The sequence below is a fragment of the Micromonospora sp. NPDC006766 genome (assembly GCF_040636055.1).
Classification (GTDB): Bacteria; Actinomycetota; Actinomycetes; order Mycobacteriales; family Micromonosporaceae; genus Micromonospora.
In genome coordinates this window covers 113,942-136,499 of record NZ_JBEYIX010000007.1, presented here as the reverse complement: position 1 = coordinate 136,499, position 22,558 = coordinate 113,942, and the positions used below count along the sequence as shown (strand labels likewise).

22 protein-coding genes are annotated in these 22,558 nt (G+C 71.3%); 14 read left to right on the top strand and 8 right to left on the bottom strand.

What is annotated here, in order from left to right; translation table 11 throughout:
• Positions 1-22 precede the first annotated feature (22 nt).
• Positions 23-580, top strand: coding sequence for a hypothetical protein (locus ABZ671_RS10895; protein WP_357854733.1), 558 nt, complete (start codon positions 23-25; stop codon positions 578-580).
• A 7-nt stretch (positions 581-587) separates the two neighbouring features.
• Here the strand turns inward: ABZ671_RS10895 and ABZ671_RS10890 are convergent, their stop codons facing one another.
• The gene (locus tag ABZ671_RS10890) at positions 588-1,310 is read right to left on the bottom strand and encodes a hypothetical protein (RefSeq protein WP_357854730.1); all 723 of its coding nucleotides are present in this window, start codon (positions 1,308-1,310) and stop codon (positions 588-590) included.
• A gap of 328 nt (positions 1,311-1,638) precedes the next feature.
• Between ABZ671_RS10890 and ABZ671_RS10885 the strand changes: the two genes are divergently transcribed.
• From ABZ671_RS10885 to ispF, 4 genes are all read left to right on the top strand, one after another.
• Positions 1,639-2,124: a CarD family transcriptional regulator gene (locus ABZ671_RS10885; protein ID WP_007073334.1), complete on the top strand. Its 486-nt coding sequence runs from the start codon at positions 1,639-1,641 to the stop codon at positions 2,122-2,124.
• Positions 2,125-2,178: 54 nt separating this feature from the next.
• A complete protein-coding gene (gene ispD / locus ABZ671_RS10880) occupies positions 2,179-2,874 on the top strand; it encodes a 2-C-methyl-D-erythritol 4-phosphate cytidylyltransferase (RefSeq protein ID WP_357854727.1) in 696 nt (231 codons plus the stop codon).
• Between the two features lie 549 nt (positions 2,875-3,423).
• The gene (locus tag ABZ671_RS10875) at positions 3,424-3,861 is read left to right on the top strand and encodes a hypothetical protein (protein WP_357854724.1); all 438 of its coding nucleotides are present in this window, start codon (positions 3,424-3,426) and stop codon (positions 3,859-3,861) included.
• Positions 3,862-3,924: 63 nt separating this feature from the next.
• Complete coding sequence (gene ispF / locus ABZ671_RS10870; RefSeq protein ID WP_357854722.1) at positions 3,925-4,407, top strand: 2-C-methyl-D-erythritol 2,4-cyclodiphosphate synthase; 483 nt, start codon at positions 3,925-3,927, stop codon at positions 4,405-4,407.
• A gap of 45 nt (positions 4,408-4,452) precedes the next feature.
• On the opposite strand, the gene ABZ671_RS10865 is transcribed toward ispF, so the two are convergent.
• Positions 4,453-5,004, bottom strand: coding sequence for a hypothetical protein (locus ABZ671_RS10865; protein WP_357854719.1), 552 nt, complete (start codon positions 5,002-5,004; stop codon positions 4,453-4,455).
• 130 nt (positions 5,005-5,134) lie between these two features.
• Complete coding sequence (locus ABZ671_RS10860; protein WP_357854716.1) at positions 5,135-6,301, bottom strand: homogentisate 1,2-dioxygenase domain-containing protein; 1,167 nt, start codon at positions 6,299-6,301, stop codon at positions 5,135-5,137.
• A gap of 94 nt (positions 6,302-6,395) precedes the next feature.
• Here ABZ671_RS10860 and ABZ671_RS10855 point away from each other — a divergent pair, with 94 nt between their 5' ends.
• The 5 genes from ABZ671_RS10855 (at position 6,396) to ABZ671_RS10835 (ending at position 10,760) form a co-directional block, all read left to right on the top strand.
• A complete protein-coding gene (locus ABZ671_RS10855) occupies positions 6,396-7,256 on the top strand; it encodes a hypothetical protein (RefSeq protein WP_357854713.1) in 861 nt (286 codons plus the stop codon).
• Positions 7,253-8,452, top strand: a complete 1,200-nt coding sequence (fahA, locus tag ABZ671_RS10850) for a fumarylacetoacetase (RefSeq protein WP_357854710.1) — start codon at positions 7,253-7,255, stop codon at positions 8,450-8,452. Before ABZ671_RS10855 ends, fahA begins: the two co-directional genes overlap by 4 nt.
• 176 nt (positions 8,453-8,628) lie before the next feature.
• A complete protein-coding gene (locus ABZ671_RS10845; RefSeq protein WP_357854707.1) occupies positions 8,629-8,838 on the top strand; it encodes a DUF397 domain-containing protein in 210 nt (69 codons plus the stop codon).
• Between the two features lie 122 nt (positions 8,839-8,960).
• A complete protein-coding gene (locus ABZ671_RS10840; protein ID WP_357854704.1) occupies positions 8,961-9,443 on the top strand; it encodes an SRPBCC family protein in 483 nt (160 codons plus the stop codon).
• Positions 9,444-9,509: 66 nt separating this feature from the next.
• The gene (locus tag ABZ671_RS10835; protein WP_357854701.1) at positions 9,510-10,760 is read left to right on the top strand and encodes a PQQ-binding-like beta-propeller repeat protein; all 1,251 of its coding nucleotides are present in this window, start codon (positions 9,510-9,512) and stop codon (positions 10,758-10,760) included.
• 78 nt (positions 10,761-10,838) lie between these two features.
• Here the strand turns inward: ABZ671_RS10835 and hisC are convergent, their stop codons facing one another.
• Genes hisC through hppD form a run of 4 tightly spaced genes read right to left on the bottom strand, consistent with a single transcriptional unit; the run spans position 10,839 to position 14,343 of the window.
• The gene (gene hisC, locus ABZ671_RS10830) at positions 10,839-11,942 is read right to left on the bottom strand and encodes a histidinol-phosphate transaminase (RefSeq protein ID WP_357854698.1); all 1,104 of its coding nucleotides are present in this window, start codon (positions 11,940-11,942) and stop codon (positions 10,839-10,841) included.
• A complete protein-coding gene (locus tag ABZ671_RS10825) occupies positions 11,939-12,892 on the bottom strand; it encodes an RDD family protein (RefSeq protein WP_357854696.1) in 954 nt (317 codons plus the stop codon). Before ABZ671_RS10825 ends, hisC begins: the two co-directional genes overlap by 4 nt.
• A 22-nt stretch (positions 12,893-12,914) precedes the next feature.
• Positions 12,915-13,127 (bottom strand): hypothetical protein, encoded by a 213-nt coding sequence (locus ABZ671_RS10820; RefSeq protein WP_357854693.1) that lies wholly within the window; start codon positions 13,125-13,127, stop codon positions 12,915-12,917.
• 10 nt (positions 13,128-13,137) lie between these two features.
• Complete coding sequence (gene hppD, locus ABZ671_RS10815) at positions 13,138-14,343, bottom strand: 4-hydroxyphenylpyruvate dioxygenase (RefSeq protein ID WP_357854690.1); 1,206 nt, start codon at positions 14,341-14,343, stop codon at positions 13,138-13,140.
• 140 nt (positions 14,344-14,483) lie between these two features.
• Here hppD and ABZ671_RS10810 point away from each other — a divergent pair, with 140 nt between their 5' ends.
• The 3 genes from ABZ671_RS10810 to ABZ671_RS10800 all read left to right on the top strand — a co-directional run bounded on the left by ABZ671_RS10810 (position 14,484) and on the right by ABZ671_RS10800 (position 18,283).
• The gene (locus ABZ671_RS10810) at positions 14,484-14,969 is read left to right on the top strand and encodes an Lrp/AsnC family transcriptional regulator (RefSeq protein ID WP_357854687.1); all 486 of its coding nucleotides are present in this window, start codon (positions 14,484-14,486) and stop codon (positions 14,967-14,969) included.
• A gap of 146 nt (positions 14,970-15,115) precedes the next feature.
• The gene (locus ABZ671_RS10805; protein ID WP_357854876.1) at positions 15,116-16,549 is read left to right on the top strand and encodes a PQQ-binding-like beta-propeller repeat protein; all 1,434 of its coding nucleotides are present in this window, start codon (positions 15,116-15,118) and stop codon (positions 16,547-16,549) included.
• Positions 16,550-16,615: 66 nt separating this feature from the next.
• Positions 16,616-18,283 carry a fumarate hydratase gene (locus ABZ671_RS10800; protein WP_357854684.1) on the top strand — a complete coding sequence of 556 codons (1,668 nt, stop codon included), beginning with the start codon at positions 16,616-16,618 and terminating at the stop codon, positions 18,281-18,283.
• A gap of 66 nt (positions 18,284-18,349) precedes the next feature.
• On the opposite strand, the gene ABZ671_RS10795 is transcribed toward ABZ671_RS10800, so the two are convergent.
• The gene (locus ABZ671_RS10795) at positions 18,350-20,782 is read right to left on the bottom strand and encodes a hypothetical protein (RefSeq protein ID WP_357854681.1); all 2,433 of its coding nucleotides are present in this window, start codon (positions 20,780-20,782) and stop codon (positions 18,350-18,352) included.
• A gap of 145 nt (positions 20,783-20,927) precedes the next feature.
• On the opposite strand from ABZ671_RS10795, the gene ABZ671_RS10790 reads away from it, so the two are divergent.
• Positions 20,928-22,337: a class II fumarate hydratase gene (locus ABZ671_RS10790; RefSeq protein ID WP_357854678.1), complete on the top strand. Its 1,410-nt coding sequence runs from the start codon at positions 20,928-20,930 to the stop codon at positions 22,335-22,337.
• The last annotated feature ends 221 nt before the right edge of the window (positions 22,338-22,558 follow it).

Here is a 22,558-nt window from a genome sequence, read left to right as displayed (position 1 = left end):
GCTGTTGGTTAGGCTCACCTCCATGGCTGCCGACGACCGGGTACGGGGTCTGCTGTTGGCCGGGCTGACCGTGGCCGCACTGGTTGTCGGTGGCTGGTGGTGGCGCGAGGCCGCCCCAGCCATCGGGCCGGTCCGTCCGCTGCCGAGCCCGTCGCCGGCCGAGTCGATGGTGGGCCAGGTCGTCCTGGTCGACCCGGCGACCGGACGGGTGGTCGACCGGCTGGAGACGGACCGGGAGGATCCGGTGATCCCCCACCAAGGGGCCGGCGCTGCCCAGGTGAACCCAGCACGAACAGTCTGGCAGGACCGCTCTCACCTGAGCCCCGATGCCGATCCGCTGGTCCGGCAGGTCGACGCGGCACCGGATGGCCGTTTTCTGCTTACCATCGGCTGCAACGGTCAGGGCACGGTGACGGTGACGTACTCCGGCGCCTACGGGGACGAGTCGGAACCGTTGATCGCTTGTCCCACTGCCGCACAGCCTTTTGCGCTCACCGCCAGCGGCGGGCCGATGCTGGTGCGATTCACCGTGTCCGGCGACGAGGTCGACCTGAACGCGCGACTCGCGTCAATGCTCTGATCCGCGGTCAGGCGGCGATGCGAGCCAGGTCGTCGCGATATTGTTCGACCGGGCCCAGCTCCGGCACCAGCCGGACCAGGGTGCCTTCCCGGTCGACGAGGAGGGCGGGCGCCGTGCCGGGGTGAGCGGCAAGATGCAGATAGTCGCGCAGCCCGCCGGCCGGGTCGGCGAGGGCGCGTACCCCGGGGGTGGGCGAGGCGTCGACCTTGCGGCCCCCGGCGACGGTGATCACGGTGACGCCCGGTGGCGCGGCGACCGCCGCCTGGGCCACCTGCTCGGCGCAGGCGCAGGCGTCCACCAGGACGATCATCGCCGGCAGCAGGCTGCGCAGCGGCACCGGGGCCTGCGCGACGTCGACCAGGTCGAACGCGGGCAGCGGCCCGACCGCCGCCGGGGCGGCCGTCGGGTACGGGACGACGGTGGGACCGTCACCGGAGCGCGCCGAGCGGGGCCAGGTGACCGCGGCCAGACCGGCGAGGGTGATCAGCACCGACATCAGCAGGATCAGCGCCGGAAGCCCGAGCGGCGGGCGACCGTCCGGCCGGGGGGTGCGGCCGAGCCGGCGGCGCCACACCGCCCGCCGGCGGAGGCGACGCAGCTCACGGCGGACCTGTCGGGCCTCGTGGGCGAGCGCCGAGGCGTCGTCGGGGACGATCACCCGACCCCACTCCGGGGGGAGATCGGGCAGCCCGTCCGGCGGCCCTTGGCCTTCAGCGTCAGGCATGCCCATCGGACCCCCAGGAACCGTCGCGGTGAGCGGACGTCGTGTCCACCTCCAGCGTCCCGCACCGGCCGGCGTACCGCCACACCTGGGCGCGCTCGGGTTTCCAGGGCTACCATGGAAGGAGCGCATCGCCCTAGATATCGACTCTCCTGTCGCCCTTGCCTGGTTGTCACGTATCAGTCACGGAGCGTGTTCAAACCATCAATTTGACTGCCTGTCAAGCTGAAGAAATACCTCTCACAGGGCCCCTGAGCTGCGCCAACGGTCAGGACAGTCGTGAGACATCGGTGCCTGAGCGTGTTACCCTAGACACAGCGAAAGGGGTTTCGAACCTATGGTTTTCAGTGTCGGCGAGACCGTTGTTTACCCCCACCACGGGGCCGCACTCATCGAGGCAATCGAGACTCGGGTCATCAAGGGCGAGCCCAAGCAGTACCTCGTCCTGAGGGTCGCGCAGGGTGACCTGACGGTCCGGGTGCCCGCCGAGAACGCCGAGATCGTGGGTGTGCGTGAGGTGGTCGGCGAAGAGGGCCTGGGCAAGGTCTTCGACGTGCTCCGCGCACCGCACACCGAGGAGCCGACCAACTGGTCGCGGCGTTACAAGGCGAATCTGGAGAAGCTGGCCTCCGGCAACCCGCTCAAGGTCGCCGAGGTCGTTCGCGACCTGTGGCGCCGGGAGCGGGAGCGGGGTCTGTCCGCGGGTGAGAAGCGCATGCTCGCCAAGGCCCGCGACATCCTCGTCGGTGAGGTCGCGCTGGCTGAGAAGAGCACCAAGGACGAGGCGGAGACGCTGCTCGACAAGGTGCTGACCGAGGCCTGATCCGCACCGCATCGTCGTACCCATCCCATAGCAAGGAAATCCGAGGACCGCGACGTGACCGCGCAGCTCAATCCGCGCGGTGACGTCGCGGTCCTGGTTCCTGCGGCCGGTGCCGGCGTACGCCTCGGCCCCGGCGCCCCGAAGGCGCTCCGCCCGCTCGCCGGGGAGCCCCTGCTGGTGCACGCGGTACGCCGGATCGCGGCGGCACCTTCGGTGCACACCATCGTGGTGGCCGCCCCGGCCGCCGATGTCACGACGGTCCGGGCGATGCTCGCGCCGGTCGCCCCGGTGACCGTGGTGGCCGGCGGCGCGGAGCGCCAGGCGTCGGTGGCCGCCGCGCTGGCCGCCGTTCCGGCCGGGCCGGAGATCGTCCTGGTGCACGACGCCGCCCGCGCGCTCACCCCGCCCGAGTTGATCGAGTCGGTGGCCGGGGCGGTCCGCGCCGGGCACGACGCGGTGATCCCGGTGCTGCCGGTGGTCGACACGATCAAGGAGGTCGGCACCGGCGAGGTGGTCCTCGGCACGGTGGACCGCTCCGCCCTGCGAGCCGTGCAGACGCCGCAGGGCTTCCGCCGGTCCGTGCTGGCCGCCGCGCACGAGGCCGCCGGGGATTTACTCACCGACGACGCCGGCCTCGTGGAGAAGCAGGGGGTGCCGGTGGTCTGCGTCCCCGGCTCCGAGTACGCGCTCAAGGTCACCCGCCCGTTCGACCTGGCCCTGGCCGAGCACCTGCTGACCACCGGCGCCTGACCTGCGCGGTGACCGCCATGATTCGTGACGGTCTGGCTGCGCCTTTCTCGGCGTGTCGACCAGTTGAGCCGTCACCGATCAGAGGTCGGTCGTTGACACGGTTGCCCGCCGAAGGCGGTCGCGAACGGCGTACCGCTGGAGTCGGTTCACCTCACCAGTCGTGCAGCCAACGTTGTCCAGCCGAAGAGCATCTTCGGTGCCTCCGGGTGGGATTTGACGCTGCGAGTAAAAAGCGAGCCCCCAGTGTCGGGCAGGCACCACGACATGCGTGCCGCTGGTCGGCGACCATGTATCTCTGTGACTCGTTCGTTCGCAATTAACTAGGCGGCGGCATCATGATCGTTCTATTTGACGAATGTCGATCATCTGAGCGAGACGGAACGGCACGTCCACGGCGAGGAGTGAATCGTGGTGCGCGAGACGATTTCGGAAACTCGCAGGGCGTTGTGCGCGCTGGCGACATCGTGCCGCTTGCCAGAGGAATGCCGAGCGGTGCGACCCAGAATCCGAAGCTTGGCCCCTCGACGGGTTGCCGCGTACGCTCGGGTCATGATCGTTTCTCGGGTGGTCAGCGGCGCGGACGTGCGCGCCTTCGGGGCCGGGTGCTTGCTCCTTGTGCCGTTACTTGGAGTTGCCTTTGGCGTCCCTTTGGTCGCGTATGACGCATTTTACGGAAACCCGGTGCGCTCCATGTGGATGGAAAATGCAACCGAGAAACACCTTCTCAACCTTGGCTACGGTTCGGATGAGTTGCTGGACGTCGAGGCGTTCTACTCAATGAAGAAGGATGCTGGCATAAAGAGAACGCGCGCTTATGTCATCTTCAGGGACGAGCCGGAAGAAAAATATGTGTATGTCCAGCGAGAAGGCGGGCAGATCCAACAAGGTTGCAGTTATTTCGACGAAAATACTGGCGCTGTCGAGAGTGACTATACCGAAAAACGGAAACACATGGTGAAAGACTGTGTAAGGACGCTCTTTTCGTGAGGTGGGCGGGTGCCAGGGGCGCACTCGGTGAGGAGGAGCGCGCATGCCGCGTACGCTCGGGTCATGATCGTTCCTCGGGTGGCCATCGGCACGGACGTGCACGCCTTCGAGGCCGGGCGGCCGTGCTGGGTCGCCGGGCTGCACTGGCCGGGCCAGGACGGCCTGGCCGGTCACTCGGACGCCGACGTGGCGGCGCATGCCGCCTGCAACGCCCTGCTCTCCGCAGCCGGGCTGGGTGACCTGGGCGCGAACTTCGGCGTCGACCAGCCGGAGTGGGCGGGGGCCTCGGGCGTGGCACTGCTCACCGAGAGCGCCCGGCGGGTCCGGGCGGCCGGCTTCCGGATCGGCAACGTGTCGGTCCAGGTGATCGGCAACCGGCCCAAGATCGGCCCGCGCCGGGAGGAAGCGCAGCGGGTGCTCTCGGCGGCGGTGGGGGCGGCGGTCACGGTTTCCGCCGCCACCACCGACGGCCTTGGCTTCACCGGGCGCGGCGAGGGGCTGGCCGGCATCGCGGTGGCCCTGTTGTACGAGGCGGCGGCGGACTAGCCGAGTCCGCTGCTTCGTGGTGCCCGGCCGCTGTCCGGGCCGGTCTCAGCCGGCGGCGCAGGTGACCGTGCCGGCCACGTGAGCGGTCTTTCCGGCGTGCGCGTCGACGCCGGGCAGGTCCAGGTCGAGCCGGAGCGTGCTGCCCTCGACCGCCCCGGCGGGCAGCGTCGTGACGAATGCGGTTTCCAGGTCGAGCTCGACGATCACCTGGGGGTCGCCCTGCAACTCGCCGGCCTCGGCCTGCCGGGGCGACCACACCTTCAGCGCCACGGCGGGTTCGTTGCCCATGGCCACCGTCGACTTGACCACGTCCGCGCCCCGCCCGCCGGTGAACGGCGGGGTACGCCCCAGCCGGCAGTGCTCCCCGAAGGTGTCCGTGATCGACTCGCGCAGCTCGGTCCGGGGGAGGTCGCCCGTGATCACCATGTCGATCGTGCCTGCACCGGCGGGCTTTACGTCCGGCTTGACGCCGGCCGACGCGGCCCCGTCCACCGCCTCCCGGGTGCCCTGGTCGACGTCCTCCGGCCCGCACGCGGTCAGCAGTACGGCGACCACGAGCGCCGTCGCACCAGCCTGCACTGCCCTGCCTCGTTCCATCCTTCTCCTCCGTCAACCGGTCCGGGTCGGACCTTGGTGGGGTTGGTGGCGAAGATGATCCAGGTCACTGGCTGAAGCATCAAGGTGCTGCGGAGTCGGCTGTCCGACATGGACGGCAGGAGGTGTGCCGTCAGCCGCGCCGCGCCCAGGTCCAGGCGTACGCGTCGTCCTCACAGGTGGACGCGGCGTCGCAGAGGTCGAGCGGGCGGAAGGTGTCCACCATGACCGCCAACTCGTCGAAGAAGTCCACCCCGATCGAGCGTTCGGCGGCTCCCGGCTGCGGGCCGTGGGTGAAGCCGGACGGGTGCAGCGAGATGGAGCCCTGCTCGATGCCGGAGCCGCGCCGGGCCTCGTAGTTGCCGCCGGTGTAGAAGAGCATCTCGTCCGAGTCGACGTTGTGGTGGTTGTACGGCACCGGGATGGCGTCCGGGTGGTAGTCGACCTTGCGCGGCACGAACGAGCAGATGACGAAGTTCGGACCCTGGAAGGTCTGGTGCACGGGCGGCGGCTGGTGGATACGCCCGGTGATCGGCTCGAAGTCGTGGATGGAGAACGCCCACGGGTAGAGGTGCCCGTCCCAGCCGACCACGTCGAACGGGTGGTGAGCGTACGTGTAGCGGGTCCATCCGCGCCGGTGCCGGACCAGCACCTCGACGTCCTCGTCGTCGACCAGCAGTGGCACGTCCGGCCCCCGTACGTCCCGCTCGCAGTACGGCGAGTGCTCCAGGAACTGCCCGCGCACGGACAGGTAGCGCTTGGGCGGGCCGACGTGACCGGCCGCCTCGATGGCGAGCAGTCGGGTCGGCTCGTCGCCGGTCGGCACCAGCCGGTGGATGGTCGAGGTGGGAATGATGACGTAGTCGCCGGCCACCGCGTCCAGCACGCCGAACGGCGACTCGACCCGCAGCGACCCCGATTCCACATAGAGGCAGTGGTCGCCGGTGGCGTCCCGGAACAGCGGGGACGGCCGGTCGGCCTGCACGTACGCGATCCGTACGTCGTCGTTGGCGAGCAGGTACTGCCGGCCGAGCACCGGGTCCGCGCCGGCCCCGTCGAGCTTGTGGGTACGCAGGTGGCGCGGCTTCAGCGGCAGGTTCGGCACCCGGGTGAAGGCGGGCGGGGTGAACTCTTCGGCGGCCACGATCGCGGTCGGCGCGTACCGGTGGTAGAGCAACGACGAGTCGGAGGAGAAGCCCTCCTGGCCGACCAGTTCCTCGGCGTAGAGGCTGCCGTCGGGCTGACGGAACTGGGTGTGGCGCTTGCGTGGCACTTCGCCGAAATTGCGGTAGTACGGCATTTCGCCTCCCGATATGTCCCGTTCTCCGGGCGGTGGCGTCCGATAATCGGACGCTGTTGTCCGTTCCTCGTAGCGTCCCGTACATTCTTGTCTCGTGTCAACGCAGGTGCCCCGCCTCCTCTCCGGCCTGGTCGATGACGCTGCGGTCTTCCCGCCCGGCAGCGCGTCGCCGCCGGACGCGGTGACCGCCCACCACCGGCACCGCGCCGCCTGGTATTCCGACCTGGTCGGCCCGCTGCTGCTGCCCGCCTCCGCATTCGCCGCCGGCAGGCTGAGCGGGCTGCTCGGCGCGGGCTTCGTGATCGGGCTGATCGGCGACACCGGCATCGAGCGGCTGCCGACCGCGCTGTCGGTCCTGGCTCCGGACGGCGTAATCGCCAGGCAGGTCGAGGCGCCGGTCGCCAAGCGGGGCGAGGATCCGCAGCCCGGGCTGGCCGAGTTGGTCGCCCTCGCCGAGCGGCTGGGCGACATTCCGGTCTACGCGGAGATCCCGCTGACCTTCGGGCTGATGGGCGCCCTGGACGCCGTGGCACAGGCGCGGGCCGGCGGGCTGCCGATCGCGGCCAAGTTCCGCACCGGCGGGCTCGCCGCCGAGCTCTTTCCCACCCCGGTCGAGCTGGCCGCGGTGATCTGCGCCTGCCGCGATCGGGAGCTGCCGTTCAAGCTGACCGCCGGGCTGCACCACGCGATCCGCCACCGGGACCCGGAGACCGGCTTCACCCACCACGGCTTCGTCAACGTGCTCGCCGCGGCCCTGGCCGCCGCCGGGGGTGCGGAGGTGGACGCCGTCGCCGACCTGCTCGCCGCCACCGACGCGGTACGCGTGGTCGAGCTGGTCCGGGCGCACCGGGACGCCGAGCGCCCCCTCTGGGTCGGGTACGGCTCGTGCAGCATCTCCGAACCACTGACCGACCTGATCCGGCTTGGCCTGATGAACGGGAGCCTTGAGAAATGACCTGGGTGACGGGTGCTGACGGTTCGCCGTACGGGGTGACCAACCTGCCGTACGGGGTGTTCCGGCACGGCGACCGCGAACCGCGGATCGGCGTACGCATCGGCGACTTCGTGCTGAACCTGGCCGGGGCGGAGGCCGGCGGGCTGGTAGCGGCCGCCGGGACGCTCGGCCGTCCCACGCTCAACGCTTTCATGGCGCTCGGCCGACCGCAGTGGACCGCCGTCCGGCAGCGGGTCACCGAGCTGCTCACCGACGCCGCGCACCGCCCGGCGGTGGAGCCGCTGCTGGTGCCGCTGCGCGAGGTGGAGTTGCTGCTCCCGTTCGAGGTGGCCGACTACGTCGACTTCTACTCGTCCGAGCACCATGCGGGCAACGTCGGGCAGATCTTCCGACCGGGCCAGCCGCCGCTGCTGCCCAACTGGAAGCACGTGCCGATCGGCTACCACGGCCGGGCCGGCACGGTAGTGGTCTCCGGGACCCCGGTGGTCCGCCCCACCGGGCAGCGGGCCACCGCGCAGGGCCCGACCACCGGCGCCTCCGTACGCCTGGACATCGAGGCCGAGGTCGGCTTCGTGGTCGGGGTGCCGAGCCGGCTCGGAGACCGGGTCGCCATCGCGGACTTCGCCGACCACGTTTTCGGTGTGGTGCTGGTCAACGACTGGTCCGCCCGGGACATTCAGGCCTGGGAATATCAGCCGCTCGGCCCGTTCCTGGGCAAGTCCTTCGCCACCTCGATCGCAGCCTGGGTGACCCCGCTGGACGCGCTGGCCGAAGCCTTCGTACCCGCCCCCGACCAGGACCCGCCGGTGCAGGACTACCTGCGCGACGTCCCGCACCTCGGGCTGGACCTGGCCCTGGCCGTGGAGTGGAACGGCGAACGGGTCAGCGAGCCGCCCTTCGCCACCATGTACTGGACGCCCGCCCAGCAGCTCGCCCACCTCACCGTCAACGGCGCGTCGCTGCGTACCGGTGATCTCTACGCCTCCGGCACCGTGTCCGGCCCGCAGCGCGGCCAGGTCGGCTCGTTCCTGGAGCTGACCTGGGGTGGGAGCGAGCCGGTCAAGTTCGCCGACGGGGGCACCCGGACCTTCCTGGAGGACGGCGACACCGTCACCATCACCGCCACCGCCCCCGGCGCGGACGGCTCCACCATCGCCCTCGGCGAGGTTACCGGGACCATTCTCCCGCCCCGCTGAACCGGCCTCCCGTACGCGGAACCCCGGTCGCACCCGCTGTGCGACCGGGGTTCTGCGCATCCGCGTTGAGCGTGCCGGGTCCGTCGCCGGCTTGCGCGGCGGCCCGGGCCGGCGGCGCGGCACGGTGCCGCCGGCCCGTCATCGGGAACGTCCCAGCGGAGAAGGAGGCACCGAGCATGACCGATCTCACGGGCGCCATCTGGCGTACCAGCAGCCGCTCGAACGATCAGGGCTTGTGCGTCGAGGTGGCGGACAACCTGGTTCGAACGGCCGGCGTGGTCGCGGTACGCGACTCCAAAGACCCGTCCGGCCCAACGCTGGCCGTGAGCCCGCTGGGCTGGTCCGCCTTTGTCGAGGCGATCCAGGGCGGTCGGTTCCGGGTCTGACCTCGTGGCCGGGGAGCAGACGACCCGCCACCTCGCTGAAGTGGCCACCGGCGGCGGTATTTCCGCCGCCGGGGTCCCGTCGTGCCCTCACTCCCCGTACGGTGGGAGACACAGGAGGTGCCATGTCGACGGTTGCGGTCACCCAGTTCATCGAGGCGCCCGCCGTCGATCTCTGGCGGCTGCTGGTCGATGTGCCGGCCCGCGCCGAATGGCTCTCCACGGTCGGCACGGTCGAGCTGCTCACGCCGGGGAGCCTCGCGACCGGCACCAGCTGGCGCGAGACTCGGACCCGGCCGGACGGGTGCGCCCAGGCGGAGGAGTTCGTCGTGCTGGAGGCCGTCCCGCCCCAGCGCCTGGTGCTCACCTCGGCTGGCGCCGGGATGGATTACCAGATCACCTGGACCCTGCGTACGGCGCAGCGGCGCCGCCGGGTCTGCACCGCCGTCACGGTGCGGCAGGAGGCGACGCCCACCGCCCCGTACGGTCGGGTCCTCGCCCTGTTTTTCGGCGGGCTGGCGGCCCGCGCGGTCGAGGCCGCGTTCCGGCGTGACCTTGCCGACCTCGCCGGTGCCGCCTGCCCCCCGGCCTCCGCGCTGGCCGCCTGAGCCCGGCGCGACCTCACCAGGCCAACCGCAGCCGCCGTCGGTAGGGTGCCGACCGGAGGTACGGCAATGAGGTTCCCGAAGAGGCGGCGGGTGGTCGCGACAGTGGTCGCGGCGCTGCTCGGCGCCGGGGCGGTCGCGGCCGTCGGGTACCGGGTGCTCGCTCCGGCCGAGGTCGAGACGGTTGCCCGGGCCGACTACCCGCCGCCGGTCACGCCGACCGTCGGGGTGGTGGGCCGGTTGCCGGCGGCTCCGCTGATCGTGGACGGCCGGCTCCGCGTCTACGCGGCCGCCCGTCAGGTGTACGCCGACCAGCCGGCCGACCGCGGCCACCGGGTCACCCCGTACTGGTCGTACCGGCGCTGGCCGGCGCGGCTGAGTGGCGTGGTGGCCGACGGAACCACGGTGCTCAGCCGCTGGTCCGACGGGAAACTGGTGGCGCTGGACGCCCGAACCGGGCGGGTCGCCTGGCGGGCCGACGGGCCGGGCCCGGGCGTTCTGCCGGAACCCCGCCGCACCTACGCAGCGACGGTCTGGGAACCGTCCGGCCTCTCCGTGGCCCGCACCCCGACCGGTCGGGCCGTGCTGGTCGTGGCGGGTGCCCGGGAGCTCGGCGGATACGACCTGGTCGACGGCCGCCGTCTCTGGCGGGTCGACCGGGAGCAGGGCTGCGTGGGTGCCGCGGGCACCACCGCCGACGGCGAGGTGCTCGGGCTGGCGAAGTGCGCCGGGCCGGAGACGGTCGAGTTTCGGGATGCCGTCACCGGGGCCCTCCGCACCCGCTGGCGTCCGCCGAACGCTCCGGACGTTTTCGTCATGACGCCAGTCGGCTGCCAGCAGGGCCGCTTTGGCTGCCGTGGGCTGCGTATCTCGGGTGCGGATGGCAGCGGCCGGGGCTGGCTGGTCGGCCCCGGCACCCCGCAGGCCGCGCCGGGGCTCGACGGGGCGGACACCGCGCTCGACGGCGATCGGGCCGTCGGCACCTCGGCGGGCGTGGTGACCGGCCGGTCCGCGCGTACCGGCGCGGAGTTGTGGCGCCGGGCAGACCTCGGCCCGGTGCGGATCATCGCGGTCGAGCCTGGCCGGGTGCATCTGCTCACCGAGCGGCGGGATCTGGTCACCGTCGACCCGGCCACGGGTGCCGAGCGCTCCCGTTTCGCCCTGACCATCGGCCACGACGGGATCGACTGGCAGCCCGGCCGGGCGTACGCCATGGGCGGCTACGTGGCGGTGGAGCGGGCCCGTGAGGGGAGCGTCCCGGGCGACGGCGACCAGGCGTACTTCCTGGTGCCCGAGCCGGTGCTGTTCGTCGCCACGTAAGCCGCCCGCACCGGCCCAGGTGTTAGGAGGGGGCCCCTATACAACGCCAGGCGTTAACAAGGGGCCCCTCCTTGCATCTCAGGTGAGGGCGGACTCGGCGGCGGCGAGGAAGGCGTCGTTCTCGGCCGGGGTGCCGATGGTGACCCGGACCCCGTCGCCGGCGAACGGCCGGACGATCACGCCGCGCGCCTCGCAGGCCTTGCCGAACTCCACGGCCCGCTCGCCCAACGGCAGCCAGACGAAGTTGGCCTGGCTGGCCGGCACGTCGGGGACCAGCTTGCGCACCGCCTCGGTGACCCGGTCCCGCTCGGCGACGACCAGCGCGCAGCGCCGCTCGACCTCGTCGGCCTCGGCCAGCGCGGCCAGCGCACCGGCCTGGGCGGCCATGCTGGTGGAGAACGGCGTGACGACCTTGCGCACGGCCGCGGCCACGGCCGGAGCGGCGGCCAGCCAGCCGACCCGCAGGCCGGCCAGCCCCCACGCCTTGGAGAGGGTGCGCAGCACCGCCACGTTGGGCCGGTCCAGGTAGCCGAGCGCGTCCGGCACCTCGGGGTCGGTGACGAACTCCCGGTACGCCTCGTCGATCACCACGAGCACGTCGTCCGGCACGGCGTCGAGGAACCGGTCCAACTCCGCCCTGCGGACGGCGGTGCCGGTCGGGTTGTTCGGGTTGCAGACCAGGATCATCCGGGTCCGGTCGGTCACCGCCGCCGCCATCGAGGCCAGGTCGTGGCCGTGGCCGGCGTCGTTCGGCACCCGCACGCTGGTCGCGCCGCTGGTCGCCGCGATGATCGGGTACGCCTCGAACGACCGCCACGAGTAGAGCAGTTCGTCGCCGGGCAGGCAGGTGGCCCGGACCAGGTGCTCGGCCAGTGCCACCGAGCCGCAGCCGGTGGCGAGCCGGTCGGCGTCCACGCCGTACCGCTCGGCGAGGGCCTGGCGCAGCGCCACCACGCCCATGTCGGGGTAGCGGTGCGAACCGGCCACCGCCGCGGTGACCGCCTCCACCACGCCCGGCAGCGGTCCGTAGGGAACCTCGTTGCTGGCCAGCTTGATCGCCTCCGGCAGGCCCAGCTCGCGGGCCAGGTCGGCGGGGCTGCGCCCGGGCACGTAGGTCGGCAGCGCGTCCAGGTCGGCGCGGGTCAGCCGCAGCGAAGGCTGGTGACGTCCGGTTTCGGTCATGGGGTGTCTCCCGGGGGATTGGCGCGGTCGCGCGGGGTGGTACGGGTGTCCGGTGTGGCGTGGCGCTTGTGCTCACGGGGCAGTTGGACCACCACGGTCTGCGCCCGCTTGTCGTGCAGTGCCTGGCGCAGCGGCTGGTCGAAGAGCGGGGAGATCGCGTCGAGGAACTGCAGCAGCAGGCCGAAGCCGCAGCAGTACCAGAGCAGGGTGGGCATGCCGAGGGTGCTCCACCGTCGGGTGGCCCGACCGAAGCCGAGCGGCTGGTCGGCCTCGACCGGCAGGGCGCGTACCCGCATCACCCGCTTGCCGAGGGTCTGGCCACGGGCGGCCATCGAGGGCACCTCGTACGCGAACCAGAGCGCGGTGGCGATCACCAGGATGGCGATCATGAGCCCGCCGGCCTGCTCGCCGATGGTCGGCAACCCCTCGGTGGAGGTGTTGCCGGCCAACGATCGGCGTAGCGCTTCGCGCAGATACGGCGCGACCTCCTGGCTGTAGCGATAGACGAACCAGCCGTTCACCACCGCGTTGAGTAGGAACACCAGGCCGAAGTCGATCAGGCGGGCGGCCAGTCGGGCACCGTACGAGGCGAGCGGCAGCCCGTGCGGGCGCGGCGCGGGCAGCCGTCCCGGCCAGCCCGGCGGTGGCCCCTGCGGGTGTCCCGGCGCGGCGGGGTACCCCGGCCACTGGCCACCGGCCGGCCACCCGGGCCCCGGCTGTGGCCCGGCGGCCGGTTGCCCCGGCTGTGGCTCGGGTGCGGCCGGCTGGCCCGGCTGTGGCTCGGGTGCGGCGGGTGCCGGCTCGGTGGCGGGTGTCGGCTCGGGCGGCGGGGGACCCTCGGGCGGTGTGGCGTCGACGGGGATCGGCGCGCCGACCCAGCCCTCGCCGTCCCAGTACCGGCGGGTCTCCGGGTCGGCGGGGTCGACGTACCAGCCGGGCTGCACGCTCACGGGCGTTCCTCGCTGCGATCGCTCACGGTGCAACCTTAACGACGACGGTTCCGGCGAACTTGTCGTGCAGGCACTGCTGCCAGGGCTTGTCCCAGAGCTGCCAGAAGCCGTCGTAGGGCGGCGGGGTGTACTGCGCGGGGGGCACGTACGGCGGCCCGGAGGGGGGCGCGAAGCCGCCGCCCGCCGGCGGGGGTCCGGCGGGCGGCGGAAACGCGCTCGGGGCAGGCTGCGTCACGCGGACAGTGTTACAGGTTGCCGCGGATCTCCTGCTCCCGCTCGATCGCCTCGAACAGGGCCTTGAAGTTGCCCTTGCCGAAGCCGAGGGAGCCGTGCCGTTCGATCAGCTCGAAGAAGACGGTCGGCCGGTCCTGCACGGGCTTGGTGAAGATCTGGAGCAGGTAGCCGTCCTCGTCCCGGTCGACCAGGATCTTGCGCGCCTTCAGCTCCTCGATCGGCACCCGTACCTTGCCGATCCGGGCGCGCAGCTCCGGGTCGTCGTAGTATGAGTCCGGGGTTTCCAGGAACTCGACGCCGGCGGCCCGCATCGCGTCCACGCTGGCCAGGATGTCGTTGGTGGCGACGGCGATGTGCTGGGCACCCGGGCCCTGGTAGAACTCCAGGTACTCGTCGATCTGCGACTTCTTGCGGGCGATGGCCGGCTCGTTGAGCGGGAACTTCACCTTGCGGGTGCCGTTCGCGACCACCTTGCTCATCAGGGCGGAGTAGTCGGTCGCGATGTCGTCACCGATGAACTCGGCCATGTTGCTGAAGCCCATGACCCGCTTGTAGAACTCGACCCACTCCTCCATCTTGCCGAGCTCCACGTTGCCGACCACGTGGTCGACGGCCTGGAAGAACCGCTTCGGCTGGAGGCCGGCGTCGATCATCGGCTGCCGGTCCACGATCGGCCCACGGGCCACGAAGCCGGGCAGGAACGGGCCGGTGTAGCGGGACCGGTCGACCAGGGTGTGCCGGGTGTCGCCGTACGTGGCGATAGCCGCCATCCGGACGGTGCCGTGCTCGTCGGCGATGTCGTGCGGCTCGGCCAGGCCGGTCGCGCCCTGGGCGGTGGCGTACGCGTACGCGGCGTCAACGTCCGGCACCTCCAGCGCGATGTCGGAGACGCCGTCGCTGTGCTTGGCCACGTGCTCGGCGCCCTCGGCGTCGGGGCGGACCGCGCCGGTCAGCACGAACCGGGCCGAGCCGCTGGTCAGCACGTACTGGGCGTGGTCCCGGTAGCCCTGCTCCGGACCCCGGTACGCCACACAGGTCATGCCGAACGCGGTGGAGTAGTAGTGGGCGGCCTGCTTGGCGTTGCCCACCAGGAAGTGCACGTGGTCGAGCCCCTTGACCGGGAACGGGTCCCGGGTGATGTCGTGGTCGACCGCGCCGACGAGGGCGTCGACGTCGACATTCTCGGTCGATTCGGGTCGGTCGATCGCCTGGGTCATGATGGCCTCCCTTGCGTACCGGCCGGCCGCGTGGGCCGCCGTCGTTGTACTGATGTGGGGAGGATCGCGGTGCCGCCGCCGGTTGGGCAACAGTTCGTCAAAATGCTGGTCAGGTTGTGCATTTGGTAAAGTGAAGCACCATGATCGCTGGTCAGGATGTACAGCTGGACGGGTTGGACGCGCGACTGGTTGAGTTGCTGACCGAGGAGCCGCGGATCGGGGTGCTGGAGTGCTCCCGCCGGCTCGGCGTGGCCCGGGGCACCGTTCAGGCCCGGCTCGACAAGCTGGTCGACCGGGGGGTCATCGGCGGCTTCGGCCCGGACATCTCCCCGGCCGCGATCGGCTTCGGGGTGACCAGCTTCGTGACCCTGGAGATCAGCCAGCGGCACGGCCACGACCCGGTGACCACCCACCTGGCCGCCATCCCCGAGGTGCTGGAGGCGCACACCATCACCGGCTCCAGCGACCTGCTCTGCCGCATCGTGGCGAGGTCGAACACCGACCTTCAGCGGGTGATCGACCAGATCGTCGCCTGCGAGGGCATCCGCCGCGCCTCCACCATCATCGCCTTGGCCGAACAAATCCCCTACCGCACCCTCCCCCTAATCCGCTCCGCCGCCCGCTAGCCCCTCTTCCCTTCCCGCGATCTTGCAGTTGCTGCCCCCGTATTCCGGGCTGATCGGGCGAAGCGCGGGCCGGAACTGCAAGATCGGCGCGAATGGGGGGCGACACGTGCGCGCGGGGGGTTAGGGCGGTGGTGATCGTCGGTACCGTGTGCGGTGTGAAGGGCCTTGGCGTACGCGGCGGGTTGCTGCTGGGGCTCGTCGGCGTGGTCGCGCTCGCGGCCACGGGGGTGTGGAACCCGTTTCCGGAAATGTGGGACTGGATCGACCGGAGTAAGCCGATCTCCGAGCCGGACGTGGCCTGGCAGCAGCGGGTCGGCGGCACGCCGAAGAGCGTCACCATCGCCGGCGAGACGGTGGTCGTCGAGCAGCGTACCCGGGTCGAGGCACGCAGCCTGGCCACCGGCGCGCAGCTCTGGGACCGCAAGGCGGACTGGGCGGCGGTGGCCGGCGGCGACCGGGACGCGGTCGTTGCCGTGGGCAAGCTCCTGACCAAGGGGTACGAGCTGCTCGATCCGACCACCGGCGCGGTCCGCCGCCGGGACGGCGATGCGGTGGCGGTCTGGACGTACCGCGACCTCCTCCTCGACGCGCGCTGCGTACAGGCGACCGACTGCACGCTGAACGCCTGGGAGCCGCGCGGCACGAAGCCGCTGTGGAGCGCGTTCCTGCCCGGCGTGCACACCGGGCTGCTCGCCGACAACCCGGAGCTGCTCGGCACCCGACGGTTGGGCGCGTCGCGCATCGACGGTGGGGTGGCCGGGCCGGAGCCGGTCCCGCCGCTGCTCGGCTTCCCGGCCGACGGGCGGGTGCACGTGGTGGACACCGCCACCGGCCGGGTGCTGCAGAACGTCCAGCCCGGCCGCGACGAGCGGCTGGCGGTTATCGGCGGCCGGCTGCTGCGGATCCAGGCCACCTCCCGGGACGGCAGCTGTTATGTCGTGGTCTCCGCCGTCGACCCGGCCACCGGGCAGGAGGTGTGGAAGCGGTCCGGGGTGAACCTGCGGACCGCGGACTACGCCGGCTGCGTGCAGCGGGAGGGCCCGCAAGGTGCCCGGAACGTGCTGATCGGGGTCGGCCCGGACGGCCGCGAGGTGGTGATCGACGGGTACGACGGTCGGCTGCTCCAGGTCGACGCGGACGGGCAGCGGCTGCTTGCCGTCAACGACCGTTACGCGCTGGTGCGCAGCGCCGACAAGCGCACCATCCTGGGGCGGGAGCTGTCCGTCGACCGTGATCGGTGGACTCGCCCGGCCGGCGGCAAGAGCAGCGCTGCGCTCACCCCGTACGCGGCGGTGATCGCCGAGGAGGAGCCGTCCCGGCTGATCGCGGTCGAGCCGCGCACCGGGCGGGAGTTGGCGGCGCTGCGCACCCCGGCGAACGCCCTGGCGGTCGGCCCGAACGGCATGATCATCGGTGAGGGGCGGGAGATCGGATACGTCCGCTGGGGCACCGCCACCTCGGACGCGTCCCCGCCCGCCGCCGGCGGCGCGCCCGGGCCGAATCCGGGTGGCGGCCACCCGCCCCCGTCTGGCCAGGGCAGCTGCGGGCCGAAGCAGGAACTCTGTGCCGGCAGCCGGTGAGAGCGGCATCCCAGGACGACCCGGCGGGTGCCACCGATCGACGCCTCTGCCCTAGGCTCTTTCGTCATGAGCAGTGCCGCCGCGTTCTCGTACGCCCCCTTGCTGCCGACCGGTCCCGACCAGACCGAATACCGCCTGGTCACCGACGAGGGCGTCGATGTCGTCAACGGCCCTGGTGGCCGTCGGTTCCTCACCGTGGAGCCCTCCGCGCTGACCGTGCTGACCGCCGAGGCGATGCACGACATCGCCCACTTCCTGCGCCCGGCGCACCTGGCCCAGCTTCGGTCGATCATCGACGACCCGGCGGCCTCGCCGAACGACCGGTTCGTCGCGCTCGACCTGCTGCGCAACGCCAACATCGCCGCCGGCGGCGTGCTGCCGATGTGCCAGGACACCGGCACCGCGATCGTGATGGGCAAGCGCGGCCGGCACGTGCTCACCGACGGCACCGACGCCGAGGCCATCTCGCGCGGCGTCTACCAGGCGTACACCCGGCTGAACCTGCGCTACTCCCAACTCGCCCCGCTGACCATGTGGGAGGAGCGGAACACCGGCAGCAACCTGCCGGCGCAGGTGGAGCTCTACGCCGAGGACCCGGACGGGCACCCCGACGCGTACAAGTTCCTCTTCATGGCCAAGGGCGGCGGCTCGGCCAACAAGTCGTACCTCTACCAGGAGACCAAGGCGCTGCTGAACCCGACGCGGATGATGCAGTTCCTGGAGGAGAAGCTGCGGCTGATCGGCACCTCGGCCTGCCCGCCGTACCACCTGGCCATCGTCATTGGCGGCACCTCCGCGGAATACGCGTTGAAGACCGCCAAGTACGCCTCCGCGAAGTACCTCGACACGCTCCCGACGCAGGGCTCGATGAGCGCCCACGGCTTCCGGGACCTGGAGTTGGAGGCCGAGGTGCTGGAGCTGACCCGCAACTTCGGCATCGGCGCGCAGTTCGGCGGCCGCTACTTCTGTCACGACGTACGGGTGGTCCGGCTGCCCCGGCACGGCGCCTCCTGCCCGGTGGCGATCGCCGTGTCCTGCTCCGCCGACCGCCAGGCGGTCGCCAAGATCACCCCGTCGGGCGTGTGGCTGGAGCGCCTCGAAACCGACCCGGCGCGCTACCTGCCGGAGGTCACCGAGGCACAGCTCGACTCGTCCGAGGTGGTCCGGGTCGACCTGAACCGGCCGATGGACGAGATCCGCGCCGAGCTGTCGAAGTACCCGGTGAAGACCCGGTTGTCGCTGACCGGCCCCCTCGTCGTGGCCCGGGACATCGCCCACGCCAAGATCGCCGAGCGGCTGGACGCGGGCGAGCCGATGCCGCAGTACCTGCGCGACCACGCGGTCTACTACGCCGGCCCGGCCAAGACCCCCGAGGGCTACGCCTCCGGCTCGTTCGGCCCGACCACGGCCGGCCGGATGGACGCGTACGTGGAGAAGTTCCAGGCGGCCGGCGGCTCGATGGTGATGCTCGCCAAGGGCAACCGTTCCGCCCAGGTCACCCGCTCCTGCCAGCAGCACGGCGGCTTCTACCTGGGCTCGATCGGCGGCCCGGCCGCCCGGCTGGCGCAGGACTGCATCAAGCACGTCGAGGTGCTCGAATACCCGGAGCTGGGCATGGAGGCGGTCTGGAAGATCGAGGTTGAGGACTTTCCCGCCTTCATCGTCGTCGACGACAAGGGCGACGATTTCTTCGCCGAGGTCACCAAGCCGGTGCTCACCGTCGGCCGCCGCTGACATCCGCGTACGCGAAAGGGGCGCCGGGCGGATTCCCGCCTGGCGCCCCTTCTTTCGGCTGGTCGGTCAGCCCGGGTTGGCCACGGGGAACCAATAGGTGCCGTCCCCGGAGGTGATGCCCGAGTCGGTCCGGCTGGAGACGTACAGGTAGTTGTCGCCGGCCTGCGTCGGGGTGAGGGTGATGGTGGCGGTGCCGTCCGCGCCGGCCGGCACGGTCTTCTCCTCCGTGCCGTAGCGGTAGACGAACTCGGTGCTGCCCGGCACGTGCGCGGTCAGCGTGAAGCTGCCGGCGACCCCCGGGCCGCCCGCACCCCCACCGTTCGACGGGTAGTCGTCGCTGGTCACCGTGGGGGCGAGCCGGCCGATGTAGAAGTCGTACTCGGTCTCGTCGGAGACGATGCCGCCGATCTTCTCGCGGACCGTGAGCCGGACCATGCCCCGCGTGTCCAGCGGGTACGACTGCGGCGTCCAACTGATGGTGGCGGTGCCATCGGTGGCCGCCGCCGTGGTCTTCGGGCCGTCACCGAAGTCGTAGACGTACCCGGTGACGCCCTCGCGGGCCGGGTGGAAGGTGAACTGGCCGGTCACGCCCGGGCCGCCGGCCTCCCGATACGACGGGTAGTCGGTCGAGCTCACCTCGGGAGCGTGCGAGAAAACCATGAAATACCCGTAAGCGGTCTCCGACTCATCACCGTCGGCGTTCCGGCTGAAGACGTGGATCCAGTGGTGGCCAGCCTCCGTCGGGGTGTACGTGATGCTGGCCGTGCCATCCTCCTTCGCCGCCACCGTGTGCTGCTTGCCGCCGCTGATCGACCAGACGTACTCGGTCACCCCGGGCAAGCCGGCGGCGAAGCTGAACGTGCCCGGGGTGCCGGCGATGGCACCGTCGCCACCGTCCAGCGGGTACTCCAGCGAGGAGATGGTCGGCGCGCTCTCCAGGTAGAAGAAGTACTCAGCGGTCCCGCTGGGCAGGCCGTCGGAGGTCTGGCTGGTAACGGTGACCCGGTTGCCGCCACCCTGGCGCGGGGTGATGGTCACCTTCGCGGTGCCGTCGGCGTCGGCTCGGACAGTGGCCGGCTCCCCCTCGTTGAGCCACCAGGTGTACTCGACCACGTTCTCCATGCCGGGCGTGAAGGTCAGTTCGCGGGGCTGCCCGATCCCGCCGTCCGGGTTCCCGTCCGCGACCTGTGGCGCGGTCTGCCGGACATAGAACTCGTACCTGGTGGTGGGGGAGTGGTTGCCGGCCCGATCCACGCTGACCACGTCGAGCCGCTGGTAGCCGGGGCTCGGCGGGGTGTACGTCACGGTTGCCGTGCCGCCCGGGCCGTCGGCGGCCACGGTGCCGGAGCCACCGGCCCAACTCACGTACTGGTAGCTCACCACGTCGTCCGAGCCGTTGGGTGAAAAGGTGAACTTTCCGGGGATGTCCGGTCCGCCGGAGGTCGGCTGCGCCGGTGCGGCCGGGTAGTCGGTCGAGGTCACGGCCGGCGCTGCCGGGACCTTGGTGTCGACGGTGAAGCGGCACTCCGGCGACCAGTCCGAGGTGTCGCCGTGCTGGTCGGTGGCGCGGACGCTGAACGCGTAGGTGCCGCCGTGCACCATCACCCCGTCCGGCACGGTGTACCGGAACCGGGTTCCCGAGGGCATCGTGTACGGGTACTCGTACTCGGTCCGCTCGGTGGCCCGGTCCACCGGCCACCAGGCGAAGGTCGCCTTCACCTGGTCGCTGCCGCCGGTCTCGTTGAGGTCCGGGTCGGTCACCTCGGCCTGAAGCTCTGGCCGGGTCGTGCCGATGAACAGATCGTCTCGGCACATGAGGCCGGCGACGCTGAGCTTGTCGGGGACGTTCGGTGCCCGGTTGTGCTCCAGCGATACGTCGAGAGTGTTCATCCGTCGACCCCAGTGCACGCCGTTCTCGTGCTGACCGATGCGGAGCATGAAGGTGATCTTGTCCTGCCCGGCCTTGACCGCCGCGCTGATCGCATCGGTGATCACCGTGGACAGGTAGCGCACGGGGCAGGCCGGGCCGAGCACGCTGAGGTCGGCGACCTTCTCGACCGCGGCGGGCGCGTTGTGCCAGGTCGGCGCACTGGTCGGATTCTCGGTCCGCCAGAGCTGGAGCTCTCGCGGCTTGTCGCAATTGTTGACCGACCGCTCGCTGGTGACCGTCTGGGCACTGACGATCCGCTGACCGTGGAAGGGAGTGAGATCGAAGGTGAAGTATGCCCGGGACGTGTGCGTGCCGTCCGTGGAGGTCTTCCACGTGCCGACCGGGAAGCTGCCGTCTTCAGCCGGGAAGGAGCGGTTGGGCTGGGCCTTGTCCGTCCAGGCCGCTTCGACCGGGTGGACGTACGCCTCCACGGCCGACGCCGGCTGGCCGGTGACCGCCAGGGCGCCTGTCGTGGCGAGCAGGGCGGCGAGGCCCGTGGTGAGGAACCGGCGCGGTATACGCCGCCAGGGACTGCAGGACGTGCTGGTGGAACCCCCGTTGACGGGCAAGATGAAGCCTCCTGATGGGACGACCGAATGCCCATGATCTTAAGTAGGTGATTGTCTTGAGTGCCCCCGACTTTCGGCCGGACATGTCGGCTGGGCGCACCGCCCACCGCGGCTTTCCCTGCGCGTCGGCGACCAGCGCGGCAGGATGGTACGCGTGACGACTCCAGAGGCGACCGGCTACCGGATCGAACGCGACTCGATGGGCGAGGTGGAGGTGCCCGCCGAGGCGCTCTGGCGGGCGCAGACCCAGCGCGCGGTGCAGAACTTCCCGATCTCCGGACGCAGCATCGAGCCGGCCCAGATCAAGGCCCTGGCGCAGATCAAGGGGGCCGCCGCGCAGGTCAACGGCGAGCTGGAGGTGATCGGGGCGGACGTGGCGGAGGCGATCGCCACGGCTGCCGCACACGTCGCCGACGGCGGGTACGACGACCAGTTCCCGGTCGACGTCTTCCAGACCGGCTCCGGCACCTCGTCGAACATGAACGCCAACGAGGTGATCGCCACCCTGGCCGGTCGCGAGCTGGGCCGCGACGTGCACCCCAACGACGAGGTCAACGCCTCACAGTCCAGCAACGATGTCTTTCCCACGTCGATCCACCTGGCCGCCACCCAGTTCGTGGTGGAGGATTTGATCCCCTCGTTGAAGCACCTCGCCGGGGCGCTGGAGGAGAAAGCGGCCGAGTTCGAGACGGTGGTCAAGGCGGGGCGTACGCACCTGATGGACGCCACGCCGGTCACCCTTGGTCAGGAGTTCGGCGGGTACGCCGCCCAGGTCCGCTACGGCGTCGAGCGGTTGGCGGCGGTGCTGCCCCGGCTGGCCGAGCTGCCGCTCGGCGGCACGGCCGTGGGCACCGGCATCAACACCCCGCTGGGCTTCGCCGGCAAGGTGATCAAGAAGCTGCGCGCCTCCACCGGCCTGCCGCTGACCGAGGCGCGTAACCACTTCGAGGCGCAGGGTGCCCGGGACGCGCTGGTGGAGACCTCCGGCCAACTCCGCACCATCGCGGTCGGCCTGTACAAGATGGCCAACGACATTCGCTGGATGGGCTCGGGCCCGCGCGCCGGCCTGCGGGAGCTGCGCATCCCCGACCTTCAGCCCGGCTCGTCAATCATGCCGGGAAAGGTGAACCCGGTGGTCGCCGAGGCGATGCGCCAGGTCTGCGCCCAGGTGATCGGCAACGACGCCGCAGTGGCGTTCGCCGGCTCACAGGGCGACTTCGAGTTGAACGTCATGCTCCCGGTGATGGGCCGCAACCTGCTGGAGTCGATCAAGCTGTTGGCCGCGTCGAGCCGGCTCTTCGCCGACCGCCTGGTGGTCGGCCTGGTCGCGGACGCCGAGGTCTGCCTGGCGTACGCCGAGGGCTCACCGTCGATCGTCACCCCCCTCAACCGCCACCTCGGGTACGACGAGGCCGCCTCGATCGCCAAGGAGGCGCTGGCCAAGCAGGTCTCCATCCGCGAGGTGGTGATCTCCCGGGGGCACGTCGCCTCGGGCCGACTCAGCGAAACCCAACTCGACGAGGCCCTCGACCTGCTCCGGATGACCCATCCCTGACCCGGCTCACCGGGTGCTCCGTCGCCGCGTCCAGGCTGAGCCCGATCGGGTCGGCCGCGTACTCGGCGGTCAGGGCGAGCCGGGCGGCGGCGCACGGCCAGGGCGCGGCGCACACCCGGCAGAGCCAGAGCGGGCGCAGCGGCAGGGCGCAGGCCGCAGGAGCAGGACGGTCGCAGCCCGCGCCAGACGCGGCGGTGCCGGGGCGCGAGCGGGATCGGGCG

Bases quoted from the DNA above. Each gene is read 5' to 3' on its own strand.
- ABZ671_RS10895 (WP_357854733.1), top strand. From the start codon at position 23: ATGGCTGCCGACGACCGGGTACGGGGTCTGCTGTTGGCCGGGCTGACC.
- ABZ671_RS10890 (WP_357854730.1), bottom strand. From the start codon at position 1,310: ATGGGCATGCCTGACGCTGAAGGCCAAGGGCCGCCGGACGGGCTGCCC.
- ABZ671_RS10885 (WP_007073334.1), top strand. From the start codon at position 1,639: ATGGTTTTCAGTGTCGGCGAGACCGTTGTTTACCCCCACCACGGGGCC.
- ABZ671_RS10875 (WP_357854724.1), top strand. From the start codon at position 3,424: ATGATCGTTTCTCGGGTGGTCAGCGGCGCGGACGTGCGCGCCTTCGGG.
- ispF (WP_357854722.1), top strand. From the start codon at position 3,925: ATGATCGTTCCTCGGGTGGCCATCGGCACGGACGTGCACGCCTTCGAG.
- ABZ671_RS10865 (WP_357854719.1), bottom strand. From the start codon at position 5,004: ATGGAACGAGGCAGGGCAGTGCAGGCTGGTGCGACGGCGCTCGTGGTC.
- ABZ671_RS10860 (WP_357854716.1), bottom strand. From the start codon at position 6,301: ATGCCGTACTACCGCAATTTCGGCGAAGTGCCACGCAAGCGCCACACC.
- fahA (WP_357854710.1), top strand. From the start codon at position 7,253: ATGACCTGGGTGACGGGTGCTGACGGTTCGCCGTACGGGGTGACCAAC.
- ABZ671_RS10845 (WP_357854707.1), top strand. From the start codon at position 8,629: ATGACCGATCTCACGGGCGCCATCTGGCGTACCAGCAGCCGCTCGAAC.
- ABZ671_RS10840 (WP_357854704.1), top strand. From the start codon at position 8,961: ATGTCGACGGTTGCGGTCACCCAGTTCATCGAGGCGCCCGCCGTCGAT.
- ABZ671_RS10835 (WP_357854701.1), top strand. From the start codon at position 9,510: ATGAGGTTCCCGAAGAGGCGGCGGGTGGTCGCGACAGTGGTCGCGGCG.
- hisC (WP_357854698.1), bottom strand. From the start codon at position 11,942: ATGACCGAAACCGGACGTCACCAGCCTTCGCTGCGGCTGACCCGCGCC.
- hppD (WP_357854690.1), bottom strand. From the start codon at position 14,343: ATGACCCAGGCGATCGACCGACCCGAATCGACCGAGAATGTCGACGTC.
- ABZ671_RS10810 (WP_357854687.1), top strand. From the start codon at position 14,484: ATGATCGCTGGTCAGGATGTACAGCTGGACGGGTTGGACGCGCGACTG.
- ABZ671_RS10800 (WP_357854684.1), top strand. From the start codon at position 16,616: ATGAGCAGTGCCGCCGCGTTCTCGTACGCCCCCTTGCTGCCGACCGGT.
- ABZ671_RS10790 (WP_357854678.1), top strand. From the start codon at position 20,928: ATGGTACGCGTGACGACTCCAGAGGCGACCGGCTACCGGATCGAACGC.